This is a genomic window from Neptunomonas concharum, from assembly GCF_008630635.1.
Lineage (GTDB): Bacteria > Pseudomonadota > Gammaproteobacteria > Pseudomonadales > Balneatricaceae > Neptunomonas > Neptunomonas concharum.
In genome coordinates this window covers 2,877,553-2,890,056 of the sequence record NZ_CP043869.1, presented here as the reverse complement: position 1 = coordinate 2,890,056, position 12,504 = coordinate 2,877,553, and the positions used below count along the sequence as shown (strand labels likewise).

Genomic DNA, 12,504 nt, shown 5'->3' with positions numbered 1-12,504 from the left:
GGGCTTCCTGTACTATCGGGCCTAGGTCACGTTAAGGTTGCAATCTTTTCGCCGAGTTTTACAGGCGAGGTCGCTTTGATTGTATCAACCCATTCAATCGCTTCAGGTCCGAAAACGAGTATTACGGTAGAGCCGAGTTTAAAACGACCCATCTCTTGTCCTTTTTCAAGCACAATAGGTGCTTGCTCCTGCGGCAGGTAGGTTTGTCGGGTCGCTTGCTTAAGTACAGGGGCAACCTGTCCGGCCCAAACGGTTTCAATTCCCGCCACAATCATTGCGCCAACCAAAACCATAGCCATAGGGCCTGCTTCTGTATCGAAAATGGCAACCAAGCGCTCATTTCGCGCAAATAACTGGTCTACATTTTCTGCGGTGGTTTGGTTAACAGAAAATAGATCCCCAGGAACATAGATAGTTTCGCGCAATGTGCCTGTTATGGGCATATGCACTCTATGATAGTCACGGGGTGATAGGTATATGGTGGCAAAATAACCATTTTTAAAGGGGGCTGCGGTTTTCTCATCTCCACCTAAAAGGGTGGTTAGGCCGTAGCTTTGTCCCTTTGCTTGGAAGATGCGTCCATATTCGATATCGCCTAATTGACTAAACGCGCCATCGGCAGGGCTAACTACCGCTCTTTCTGTCTCATCTATTGGCCGGACGCCCGGTTTCAGTTCGCGAGTGAAAAATGCGTTGAATGAGGCATATGCCGTTGGGATTTCTTCCAGCGCTTCGCTCATATTGATTTGGTATTTTTTGGCAAACCAGCTAATAAAGCGATTTTTAACCCACGGAGCTTCACAGTCTGCAAGCTTGCCGACTATACGGGATAGCCAATGTTGAGGGACGAGATGTTGAAACAAGATAAATAGTGAAGACTTCACCAGTAACTCCTAAAAAAGTAAAAAATTATCGCTCGACGGGGGTATCAGTTAGGTTGCCCCATTCAAACCAAGAGCCATCGTAGCAACGGATATCTTTAATGCCAGCATGTAGCGCGGCTATATACGTAAGCCCTGAGCGGCGATGGGTTTGGCAGTGGGTGATAACCGTTTTCTCCATTTCGATGCCTGCTGCTTTAATCATCTGTTGAAGCTGGTGAGACGAGGCAAGTCGTGGTGGATCTTGAGAAACAAGCGTATCTGTCCACTCCAGCCAATGAGCCCCTGGAATATGCCCCCCTTTGATCGCATTGATCACTTTCTCGCCACTAAATTCGGGCGCTGAGCGTGCATCCCAGATGGATATTTGTTCGCTGTTTAGCTGATCCACTATGGCGTCTTTATCGGCAATCAGGTGGGCGTTTAGAACCAAAGGGAGCTCAACAACAGGGATGCTTAGGTTGGCTTGTTGCTCTGTAGGGTAGCCAGCGATATTCCATGCCGCTAGTTGCCCATTCAAAAATGATGCTTGATAAAGCCCAACACAATGCATACTCCAAATGAATCTTCCTGCCCATGGTCCTAATTGATCATCATAGACCACTACATGGCTACTTTCTGAGATGCCCGCTTCTGCCAGTAGTTGTTTCAACTGTAGGAGGCTCGGAAGTTTGTTAGGAATTGGAGGGCTACCACTGAGTAGTCGGTTAGGGTTTATGTTTATGGCGCCGGGTATATGCCCTAGGCGGTAATTCTCTTCTGACGAGAGGTCGATCAGGATCAAGTCTGGGTGGTTCAGCTTCTCAAATAACTGAACAGGATCAATCACCAGAGGCAACAGCATACAAATCTCTCAGATAATGGCCGGAGAGAGATCATAACGATTTGTAGGATTTACCTCAATTGCTATTCATTTTGCCATGCGTTTCAGGGCAAGCGTGGCGGCCGAACATAGGTACTTAAAGCGCTCAAAATGGAACTTGGTAAAGGGCAAGCCCTCTTCTCCAGCATCAGCATAGATGATAGCAACCGCGCCGTCTTCTCTGAAAACTGACATCAGTAAACAATCATTTTGAGGCAGGAAATTGCTGTAGGCATCCGGCATAAGCTTTTTGTACTGCGCTTTATTTTCGTTGGTCACCCAGATACAACCGGGTTTGTCACACAGTTTTTTGAAAATGCTAGGAATCTGTAAGTCAATCTCGTAGCTGGCGAAGGGATGATCGGGCTCTATTCCGACCACTTGAGCCGCTTTCATGATGTGTTTTTTCTGATTGACAACATTTAATGCTAGACGTGGAAATCCGACGCCTTGTACAAGACCTTGTGTTAGCCCCTGCAAAATATGTACGGGTTTTGTATATAAGTGATAGCCTTTTAGCATTCTTTCAGCTGTTTGGGTGAACACTAAAGAATTTTCCAGAATATCTTCCTGATGGGTTTTCAGTGGCGCTTCTTTGCTAGGCTTTACCACGGTTTTTGGTTTGGGCTTTGGTTTCTCTGGCTTAGGATATTGGCGACTTAATAGCTCCAGCTCACGATTTCCCAATTTGTAATGCCCTGTGACATCGGAGGCAATCATGAGCATTTCTGCTGCAGGAGCGAGGGTGCCGGGTACATGGTATTCTCTAGAAGCCTCAGCACATAAACGGTGGAGAAGGGCTAGCGTGGCATCATTATCCAGCCCCAAGTAGTCACTGATGATATCAGTTGTTTTTACATTACGCGTGCTACGCCAACCCCGGCTGACAATTAAGGAGAGCCAGTTTGCGAGCTTAATGGGAAAGCTGCGTTCTAGTGTCAGGTGGTTAAGTTCTCTTAACTCTTGGTCACTCAGACGAGGATCACCCAAAGCGCGTTGATGTAGTTTTGCCAGCATTCCTTTAGAAGGGGAGGTCTCAGGATTTTGAGCTTGCAAGGTCAAATCCGAAAGTCCCCAGGCTTGCGATAACCCCATCGATATTTGTTGCATGGTGCAGCCGAGAACATCATGCTCGGCTAAGGTTGGGTCGATGTTCTCTTCCCAGATTTTAATATTCACTTGGTGCATGTGAAGAGGAGCGTTAAGCCAAAGAGCCCACAAGCCAATGGAGTAAAAGAGTGATGCAAGATAAACCTCTTCTCCAAAGGGTTGGTTTTTCATGCGGTTCCATGTGAGTGCCTGATAAGCAGCATGGTGGCTGTTAGCTACAGTTCTTAAATATTGCTTTTGCTGAACGCTGGACGGGTTTAGCTTAACCGCTTGTAAGGTGTGGGCAAGTTCGATTAGTGGGTCAATCCCTAAAGAGGAAACAGCATGGTCTATGCTGGTAACGTGGGAGTTTTTTTCTGCGTGACGTACCTCTGCTGCTCTCACAACATGAAGACAAAGAACGGGATCAGACTTTACCAGTGCGGTTAAGTGGCTGATCATGGTGGAGTCTTTACCAAGTAAGGCTTTCAGCTTTTTGAGGCTGCTTGCGCGTATAGGGAAAGGTTTATCTTTGAGATAACCTACCCACGCATCTCTCCCGAAAAGTATCGAGCTTTCTTTCGATGTTTGTATTTCATCGTTTTGTTTTGCAAGGTCTTGGCGTGATTCCTGCTCTTCCATTCCTGCTCTCTGCCTCTGTTCTTATTTAACCTTGTTCTAGTAACGAGGTCAGAATTCGTTGGTAGCTCTCCATTCGGGATGCGCTGATTTTGCCTTGCTCTATGGCTTCCAGTATAGCGCAACCTGGCTCCTGTTCATGTTTGCAGTCCCGAAACTTGCAGTGTCCAAGAAAAGGGCGGAACTCTACGAAGCCTTCTAGGAGTTTTTCCGGTTGAATATGCCAAAGCGCAAACTCGCGTATACCCGGAGAATCAATCAGATCACCCCCGTTGGGGAAATGAAACAATCGAGCAGTCGTCGTTGTGTGTTTGCCTTTTCGGGTTTGCTCCGAGAGTGCTCCTACCTTTATGTCGACACCGGGAAGCAATACATTAATTAAAGATGACTTGCCCACACCCGATTGGCCTACAAAAACACTAATCTTGCCATCTAGCTCTTTCAGGAGCGCTTCCAACCCCTGAGCTTCAGTTGTTGAAGCCGTTAAAACCCGATAACCAATCGCTTCATATCTGGCGAGTAAGTCATCGATAAAAGATCGGTTCTCTTCTGTGATTAAGTCGGCCTTGTTTAAAAGCAAGACGGGTTCAATATCACTCAGTTCTGCAGCGACAAGATAACGATCAATCAAGTTGGCAAAAGGAGTAGGCTCGACTGCAAAAGTAATAATGATGCGATCAATATTGGCGGCAACCGGTTTGAGTTCACCATGGTTGGTGGGTCTGACGAGTTCACTGATGCGAGGTAGCGCAGCTACAACGACACCGTGCTCAAGACCTGCTCTCCAAACTACCCGATCCCCGGTAACCAGCTGCCCTAAATTTGTACGTAGGTGGCAGCGAATGATTTCGCCTGTTTTGTCCCCTTGCTGGGCTTCCACATCGACCTGTTTACCAAAGTGGGAGATGATCAACCCTTCCTGTTCTGGCCCCAGATCCCCGCCTTCTAATTGTTGTTCAACACGGTCATCTTTACGCGCAGCGCGTTCGGCACGTTCCTGCTGAATTTTATCAATACGCCATGCTTGGCGGCGCGTCAGTTTACGTTTTGCCATTAAAAATTACTGCCTGCTCATCTTACTGAAAGCTCACTTCGTGGTAAGGTATTCTATATGTTTGTGACAGTATAGTGCGCAACCTATTCAAATAAGAGGAATATCTATGTCGCGAAAGGATAATCTCATCTGGATTGATCTGGAAATGACCGGACTCGACCCAGAACATGATTATATTATTGAGATCGCTACGATAGTAACGGATGCTGATCTGAACGTGTTGGCGGAGGGCCCATCGCTTGTTATTCATCAGCCTGATTCTGTGCTGGATAGCATGAATGAGTGGTGTGTGAAGCAACACGGTCAATCAGGGTTGACTCAGAGGGTGAGAGAAAGTGATATATCCGAGCGCGAAGCGGAGCAGCAAACTATCGCTTTTTTGATGGAGTACGTGGATAAAGGGAGTTCGCCCATGTGCGGTAATAGTATTGGGCAGGATCGTCGCTTCTTATATCGTTATATGCCTGAATTAGAGGCGTTCTTCCATTATCGTAATTTGGACGTCAGCTCTGTAAAGGAGCTGGCTCGTCGTTGGCGGCCTGATGTATTGAGTAGTTTACGCAAGAAAGGCTCCCACCTGGCATTGGATGATATTCGGGACTCCATTGCGGAGTTACAGCACTACCGAGAGCATTTTTTTAAGTGATGCTAGTTGTGATTTGAGGCCTATTTTGGCCTCAATGATTAGTGAGAAAGGCCAACCAAGAGGTCAGAGCTTCTTTAAAGTCTTCTAAGCCACAACCGGCTTGTAGCTCTGCATCATAGGGATTCGTACCCTCAGGCAGCTCGTCTGAAAATTCGTCCTCTAGGTTTAACGCCGAAACTTCCGCACCTTGCTGGTTAATAGATAATTTGTATTCTGTCCCGATGAGGGTAAATGCTTGGCGCTGCTTTTGCTCTAATTGAGTGATGACTTCAAGCAGCTGCTTGGCCTTTAAGGGCGTATTGCATTCATCCGTAAACCATGGGGAAAAAGCTTCTGAGCCCATATCAAAACGGGCTAAAGGTTGTTCGTATTGATCAAAGGTAAATTCGTATTCCACACCAATCTCTTTTGGACTTAGGTTAGTTGAGCTATGCCTTCTGTTTCAAGATGCGTTAAATAGAGCCTCATCTCAAATTCCAGTTGATGGTATTCAGGCAACATGTGCTCGCATAGTTGATAGAAACCTTTATTGTGCGCTTTTTCTTTGAGATGAGCGAGCTCGTGAACCACTATCATGTTGAGGAAGGCGGCGGGAGCATTTTTGAAAATACTGCTGATCCTGATCTCATTTTTGCTTTTTAGTTTGCTGCCTTGAATACGTGTGACATAGCTGTGGGTCCCCAGCGCATTGTGGATGACATGAATCTTGCCGTCATACATGATTTTACTCAGTGGTGGCGAACTCTTCATATAGCGATTTTTGAGTGCCATAACATATTCCCGTAATGCTCTATCATTGCTGATGGAGTGGGTATCAGCGTGGCGTTGTTTTAAAAAATCGCCTAACTTTTTGTTTTCAATGAGCGCTAATACTTGGTGCTGTACAGTGTCGGGATAAGCTGTGAGGTATTTCAGATGTGGTGCCATAGTAAATTACTTAAACAACTTACCGCGGTTGGTAATGGTTACGCCTACAACGACAATTGCTCCGCCTATAATCATCGAAGGCAAGATAGCTTCCTTGAGTAAAAAGCTGGCAAGTAATACCCCAAAGACCGGTACAAGGTTATTGAAGATCGCTGTGCTTGATGGGCCAATAGCTTTTACACCCTGATAATACCAGACAAAACCGATGACCGTCCCAAAAGCACCTAGATATATAATGGCCACCAGATGATGCCAGTGGAAAATATAGCCCGATAGCTCTGGAGGGTTTAAAACCATCATACCAATCAGCATGATTAAACCAGATATGGCGGCGTAAGTCGTAGCGGCAAGGGGGCTGAGGCCCTTTAGGGTATATCGTCCAATAATTGTATAGGCTGCCCAGCTGAAAACTCCACCCATCATATACAGTTCGCCCAGGCCAAAGGCGCTGGATAAATCTTCAAACGCACCAAGCAAGTCCCCTCGGCTAACAATGATTGCGGCTCCGATAAAAGCTAACCCAATACCGATCCAACGAATTAAGCCTAATCGTTCCCCCATGATTGTCCCTAAAAGCAAGGCAGTAACAATAGGATTTAAAGAAACTAATAGCGCTGTCCGACTTGCAGGCAGTTCTGATAAGGCCGCGAAGAAGCATAGGTTGTATAAAAAAATACCGGTTGCCCCCAATGCGATGATGGATAAAAACTGACGCTGATTCAAAGAGGGGAAGCATCCTTCTTGCTTTCTTAGCCAAATAGATAGCAGTAGTGCAGCGATACTAAAGCGGGCGATGGCTGAAAGTATCGGTGGGAGGCTTTCTGAAAGTTGATGCCCCGCAATAAAGGTTCCTCCCCAAAGCATAGAGACGCCAGTTAGTTTCAGATAGATCGGCCAAAGGTGTGTGGATTCTGATGTAGAGGATGTTGATGTGCTCATAAGATTGTTTCTGTACCGAAAACCGATATGCTATTGGTTGTGCATAGTTATAGTAAAATGAGTAAATACTTATGACTGAAACTCAATTGGCTATTTTTGTCGAGGTGGCTGACCAGCGAAGCTTTACGGTAGCAGCGTTACGATTAGGTATTAGCCAGTCAGCGGTATCACATGCTATCGGGATGCTGGAGAAAGAGTTGGGTGTTCGGCTGTTTAGACGCTCAAAAATGGAGATATCGCTGACTGATATTGGTTCGCGATTATTGTTGCGAGCCCGCGAAGTTGGCGGGATTTTTGAATCTATTCGTCAAGAAGCTGCAGATGCGCGTGGTATGAGAACTGGCACCTTGCGCATTGGGTCTTTTGGGCCAACGGCTTCACTCAGGCTGTTACCTCCTCTACTAGATAAGTTCAAACAGCGTTACCCAGGTGTTGAGGTGCATATTGATGAGGGAGAGGATTCCGAAGTCATACAGTGGCTTCGGGATCGTCGCGTGGATCTAGGGTTTGTTGTGTTACCTGAAGAGCAGTTTGAAACACTGCATTTAGTGACTGATCAGATGGTGGCCTTGTTACCCCGCAATCATCCCCATGCTTTACAATCTTCCATCGCATTATCTGATTTATGCTCAGACCCGTTTGTATTAACGGAGGCTGGGTCGGCGAAAATCGTGATGGATCTGTTTGATAGACATCATCTGTCGCCGAGGATTCGTTATAAAAGTTCACAAATCGTTAGTACGCTTGCATATATACAGCGTGGAGAAGCGGTGACTATTCTTGCCCAGATGGCCTTGCCTGCTCAATTGGGAGAGGGGGTAGTGGCGCTGCCCCTGAACCCTCCGTTGCCTCGCCTGGTTGGACTGGCCTATCACAATCAACGTCAAATATCTCCAGTGACGCAGGCGTTTATAAAGCTTGCTGGTAAGATGGACTTTCCGTTATCTCAGTTGAATGGGTGAGATAGAGGCTATCCCGCTCCTGAGCCGCTCAATTGCCCAGTCAATATGCTCGATCACCATATCTGAGCATAAGGGGCGTTTTGCTTCTAGCTCTTCAATGGCTGCCTGGCCACCGCTGCTGTTTCCTATTGCCACCGCTAAGTTACGTAACCAGCCTTCATAACCGGTACGGCGAATGGCGGAGCCTTCGGTATTCTTTAAAAACGTCGCTTCATCCCATTTGAAAAGTGTTAATAGTGAGGCGCTATCTAGTTCATGACGAGGGTAGAAATCTGCTTCTTTGGTAAGTTTGGCAAAGCGGTTCCAGGGGCATATCAATTGGCAGTCGTCGCAACCAAAGATTCGATTGCCGATGAGAGGGCGAAGTTCTTCGGGGATGGAGCCCTTTTTTTCAATCGTCAGGTAAGAGATACAGCGTGTTGCATCTAGTACATAAGGTTTTGGAAAAGCATTGGTGGGACAAATATCAAGGCATGCGGTGCATTTCCCGCAATGTGAACGCTCAACAGGTGGATCGGTAGGCAACGGGAGATTAATAAATAGCTCACCAAGGAAAAACCAAGACCCGGCTTGGCGATTTAAAATCAGGGTGTGTTTGCCTGTCCAGCCGATACCGGCTTGTTGGGCAATAGGACGCTCCATGACAGGGGCGCTATCTACAAAAGCTCGATAGCCTAAATCCTCCACATGTTCATGAATTTTTTTTCCCAGCTCTGTTAGGCGTTTGCGTAGTGTCTTGTGGTAATCTCGTCCCAAAGTGTAGCGAGCGATATAGGCTTTATCAGGCTGTTTGAGTAGTTGTAATGCTGAAAACGCAGGTGGTGTATAGTCCATACGAACGCTGATAATGCGGCAACTCCCTGGCACCAGCTCATATGGGTACTTACGCTTACCCTCATGAGCTGCCAGATAACTCATCTCTCCATGGTAGTCCTTCTTCAGCCATGACTGCAGATCTTCGTAGGCTTGTTCTAGATTAGGATCAACAATACCGCATTGTTGAAAGCCTAGTTCGCTTGCCCAAAGGTGTATTTGTTGGGCCAGTGCTTGAAGCTGATCGGGGGATAAATCGTTTCTGTTCACGTATGGACTTGCCTGTAATGCCACTGCTTCCACTATAATGAAAGTTATCATGGCGTAATGGAAGTGTAGGTTATGAAAGTTTTACCCGGCACATTATACACGGCTGAGCAAACGCGATTACTGGATAAAACAGCAATCGATGTTGCGGGTATCCCCGGCTTTACTTTGATGAAACGGGCAGGGAGGGCTGTTTTTGCCGAAATATTAAGACGTTGGCCGGATATTAAATGTATTTCGATACTGTGTGGTGGGGGTAATAATGGCGGTGACGGCTTTGTTGTTGCTTGCTTAGCTCGCCAAAAAGGTTTGAGTGTGCAAGCACGCTATGTCGGTGATGAGCAATTTGCTGCTAACTTACGTGGCGAGGCTAGGGATGCTTGGTTGTGGGCCAGTGGTGAAGGTGTTTGTTTTTTGCCCTTTGATGAAACGGAGCCTTTGGAGGGTGCGGTTGTTGTTGATGCCTTGCTTGGTACGGGGCTAAAGGGCACTGTAAGGGGTGACTATAGTCTGGCTATTCGGAAAATTAATCGCCAATCAAACCCTGTTGTGTCGGTTGATATTCCATCAGGGCTGTGTGCAGACAGCGGTCGTATTTTAGGGTCGTCTGTTAACGCTGATGTGACGCTGACTTTTATTGGATTGAAACAAGGCCTTTTCATGCATCAGGCGGTAGAGATGGTGGGTGACTTGGTGTTTGATGGATTGCATATTCCTGAATCGGTTTATGAACAGGTGTCCGTCAACGCATTTAGGTTGGGTGTGGATGATGTGGCTGAATGTTTACCGCCTAGAAAAAGAAATAGTCATAAAGGCACTTATGGGCACCTCCTTATTGTAGGAGGGGATCACGGCATGGGCGGTGCTGCGATTATGGCAGCAGAAGCAGCCTTATCCTCAGGTGCTGGTAAAGTAACCTTGGCTACACGATCAGAACATGTGTCAGCAGCGCTTTCTCGTTGCCCAGAGGTGATGGTTAAAGCGGTGGATTCTGGGGCCGAACTTCACCCCTTATTAGAACAAGCGGATGTCGTGGTTTTTGGCCCAGGGTTGGGGCAGCGAGCTTGGGCAGACCAAATGCTGCAAGCTGTCTGGGAGAGTAAATTACCGGTAGTGGTGGATGCGGATGGCCTCAACATATTGTTGAGCAAAGGCCGAATTCATCAGTTGAAACGCAAGCATTGGGTGCTCACTCCCCATCCTGGTGAGGCGGCTCGCTTGCTTGGGATTACAACGGAACATTTACAACAAGATAGAATCGAAAGCCTCCAGCAATTACAACAATTGTGTGATGGAACCGTGGTGCTAAAGGGGGCTGGCACGTTAATCACTGATGGTGATGTATTACATCTATGTAGTGCAGGAAATCCAGGTATGGCCACAGGAGGCATGGGAGATGTGCTTTCGGGGGTGATTGGTGCATTAATGGCGCAGCAGCTCAGCCCAGTTGATGCTGCACGCGTTGGCGTATATGCTCACTCAGCAGCTGCGGATATTTGCGCCTCGGAGCACGGAGAGCGTGGGCTTCGAGCAACAGAGTTGATCCCTATAATTAGATGTGTTTTAAATGGTAAAGAGTGGCTTGTTTAATGAGTTTTTTTGCGCAAGATGAAGTGGCGATGGAGCAGTTTGGTGCAGCCTTGTTTGGTGCTCTTCCTCAGGGGGTTGTTTTCCTGCAGGGGGATTTGGGGATGGGCAAAACCACATTAAGTCGTGGTGTGCTAAGAGCCGCTGGGCATTTAGGTTCTGTCAAAAGTCCTACGTACACCTTAGTAGAGCCATACGAGCTATCATCGGGTATTATCTATCACTTTGATCTTTATCGGCTTTTAGACCCAGAAGAGCTGGAGTTTTTAGGCATTCGAGACTATTTTACAGAAGAAACCCTGTGTCTAGTTGAATGGCCGGACAAAGGAGAGGGGTTGCTTCCAAGTGCGGATTTGGTCGTAACGATTGGCCTAGCGGGCGCAGGTCGAGAGATTCAGTGGCAAGCGAATACTGCAAAAGGAAGCGCGGCGGCCGAACGTTTAGCGAGAGAATTAAGAGTCGTTTGATATTACTATGATGACCAATGTGAAAAAACGAGTAGTCCTTTTTCTCCTGTTGTGTGCAGGACTTTTTACAAGTAGTGCATGGTCGTCTGAAATTCGTAATGTTCGTATGTGGTTAGCGCCTGATAACACACGCTTGGTGTTTGATCTAACCGGCCCTGTCAGTCATAAAATCTTTACTTTAGACAACCCTGATCGCTTGGTTTTGGACATAGAGGGTGTTGCACTGTCGACAGATTTTAGCAAGTTGCGTCTCGATGGTAGTCCTATTAAGAGGTTTCGTACAGGTGCGACCGGTAACGAGCTAAGGGTGGTGCTAGAGCTGAATGAAAAAGTGCGTCCGCGCAGCTTTGAATTAAAGCCCAACGATCAATTTGGCCATCGTTTGGTGGTCGACCTCTTTAATATTGAGAAAGAGACTCCGGTAAAAACGGTAGCGCCTCCTGAAGGGCAAAATAAGCTTCGTGATATTGTGATCGCCATTGATGCTGGCCATGGTGGAGAAGACCCCGGTGCAATTGGGCCTAGAGGTGTGCGTGAAAAAGATGTTGTACTGGAGATTGCCAAAGAGGTTAAGCGTCTGATTGATAAAGAGGCGGGCTTTAAGGCGGAGCTTGTCAGAACGGGGGATTACTACGTAAGTTTGCGTGGAAGGACAGTCAAGGCGCGTAAGAAAAAAGCCGATCTATTTATCTCAATCCATGCGGATGCATTTAAAGATGCCCGCGCTAAAGGCGCTTCCGTCTGGGTACTGTCCAACCGTGGAGCCACCAGTGAAATGGGGCGCTGGTTGGCACAAAAAGAGAACAGCGCTGACTTCGCTGGTGGCGTCAGTTTAGAAGATAAAGACGAAGTGTTGGCTGGAGTGTTGCTTGATATGACAATGACAGCCAGTCGGGTTGATAGCTTACAAGTTGGCAGCCTTATACATAAAAATATTGATAAGTTTGCCAAGATGCACAAGTCGCATGTGGAGAGGGCGGGCTTTATGGTGCTTAAATCACCGGATATTCCGTCAATTCTGGTAGAAACCGGCTTTATTTCAAACCCTGAAGAAGCGCGCTTGCTGAGCACTCGTAACTACCGTCAAAAAATGGCTAAAGCGATCTATGATGGTGTGCGGGCGCACTTTTGGAATAAACCACCTGCTTACACCTACGTAGCCTATAAAAAAAGTGGCGGATTTAATCTGGCAGGGCAGCGTACTTACAAAGTGGAGAGAGGTGATACACTGTCGGTTATCGCCTCGCGCCATAAGGTGTCTTTGGCCGGTTTGCGCAAGGTTAATTCCATCCAAGGTGATAAAATTCGCGTTGGTCAAGTTTTACGTATTCCTGCTAGTTAGCACCTGATTACGCACATAAAAGAGATTTC

At 47.0% G+C, this 12,504-nt stretch carries 13 protein-coding genes; 5 read left to right on the top strand and 8 right to left on the bottom strand.

The features are described 5' to 3' along the window. Positions 1–26: 26 nt before the first annotated feature. The 4 genes from asd to rsgA form a co-directional block, all read right to left on the bottom strand. Positions 27–884 (bottom strand): archaetidylserine decarboxylase, encoded by an 858-nt coding sequence (gene asd / locus F0U83_RS13700; RefSeq protein ID WP_138987803.1) that lies wholly within the window; start codon positions 882–884, stop codon positions 27–29. A gap of 25 nt (positions 885–909) precedes the next feature. Then, a complete protein-coding gene (locus tag F0U83_RS13695) occupies positions 910–1,725 on the bottom strand; it encodes a sulfurtransferase (protein WP_138987802.1) in 816 nt (271 codons plus the stop codon). 66 nt (positions 1,726–1,791) lie between these two features. Further along, a complete protein-coding gene (locus tag F0U83_RS13690; protein ID WP_138987801.1) occupies positions 1,792–3,474 on the bottom strand; it encodes an HDOD domain-containing protein in 1,683 nt (560 codons plus the stop codon). A gap of 25 nt (positions 3,475–3,499) precedes the next feature. Next, positions 3,500–4,525, bottom strand: coding sequence for a small ribosomal subunit biogenesis GTPase RsgA (rsgA, locus tag F0U83_RS13685; protein WP_138987800.1), 1,026 nt, complete (start codon positions 4,523–4,525; stop codon positions 3,500–3,502). Positions 4,526–4,631: 106 nt separating this feature from the next. On the opposite strand from rsgA, the gene orn reads away from it, so the two are divergent. Further along, a complete protein-coding gene (gene orn / locus F0U83_RS13680; protein ID WP_138987799.1) occupies positions 4,632–5,171 on the top strand; it encodes an oligoribonuclease in 540 nt (179 codons plus the stop codon). Positions 5,172–5,202: 31 nt separating this feature from the next. Here orn and F0U83_RS13675 read toward each other — a convergent pair whose 3' ends face one another. From F0U83_RS13675 to F0U83_RS13665, 3 genes are read right to left on the bottom strand one after another with little or no spacing between them, the layout of a single operon-like run. Next, positions 5,203–5,568: a YacL family protein gene (locus F0U83_RS13675; protein WP_170221823.1), complete on the bottom strand. Its 366-nt coding sequence runs from the start codon at positions 5,566–5,568 to the stop codon at positions 5,203–5,205. 17 nt (positions 5,569–5,585) lie between these two features. Beyond that, the gene (locus F0U83_RS13670; RefSeq protein ID WP_138987797.1) at positions 5,586–6,098 is read right to left on the bottom strand and encodes a M48 family metallopeptidase; all 513 of its coding nucleotides are present in this window, start codon (positions 6,096–6,098) and stop codon (positions 5,586–5,588) included. 6 nt (positions 6,099–6,104) lie between these two features. Then, positions 6,105–7,037: a DMT family transporter gene (locus tag F0U83_RS13665; RefSeq protein ID WP_138987796.1), complete on the bottom strand. Its 933-nt coding sequence runs from the start codon at positions 7,035–7,037 to the stop codon at positions 6,105–6,107. A 71-nt stretch (positions 7,038–7,108) separates the two neighbouring features. Here F0U83_RS13665 and F0U83_RS13660 point away from each other — a divergent pair, with 71 nt between their 5' ends. Beyond that, complete coding sequence (locus F0U83_RS13660; RefSeq protein ID WP_138987795.1) at positions 7,109–7,999, top strand: LysR family transcriptional regulator; 891 nt, start codon at positions 7,109–7,111, stop codon at positions 7,997–7,999. On the opposite strand, the gene queG is transcribed toward F0U83_RS13660, so the two are convergent. Continuing rightward, positions 7,979–9,082, bottom strand: a complete 1,104-nt coding sequence (gene queG / locus F0U83_RS13655) for a tRNA epoxyqueuosine(34) reductase QueG (RefSeq protein ID WP_246077781.1) — start codon at positions 9,080–9,082, stop codon at positions 7,979–7,981. The genes F0U83_RS13660 and queG overlap by 21 nt on opposite strands. A gap of 72 nt (positions 9,083–9,154) precedes the next feature. On the opposite strand from queG, the gene F0U83_RS13650 reads away from it, so the two are divergent. The 3 genes from F0U83_RS13650 to F0U83_RS13640 are packed head-to-tail and all read left to right on the top strand — an operon-like array spanning position 9,155 to position 12,475. Beyond that, positions 9,155–10,669, top strand: coding sequence for an NAD(P)H-hydrate dehydratase (locus F0U83_RS13650; RefSeq protein ID WP_138987793.1), 1,515 nt, complete (start codon positions 9,155–9,157; stop codon positions 10,667–10,669). After that, positions 10,669–11,133 carry a tRNA (adenosine(37)-N6)-threonylcarbamoyltransferase complex ATPase subunit type 1 TsaE gene (tsaE, locus tag F0U83_RS13645; protein WP_138987792.1) on the top strand — a complete coding sequence of 155 codons (465 nt, stop codon included), beginning with the start codon at positions 10,669–10,671 and terminating at the stop codon, positions 11,131–11,133. Before F0U83_RS13650 ends, tsaE begins: the two co-directional genes overlap by 1 nt. A 10-nt stretch (positions 11,134–11,143) precedes the next feature. Further along, the gene (locus F0U83_RS13640) at positions 11,144–12,475 is read left to right on the top strand and encodes an N-acetylmuramoyl-L-alanine amidase (RefSeq protein WP_246077797.1); all 1,332 of its coding nucleotides are present in this window, start codon (positions 11,144–11,146) and stop codon (positions 12,473–12,475) included. Positions 12,476–12,504 lie beyond the last annotated feature (29 nt).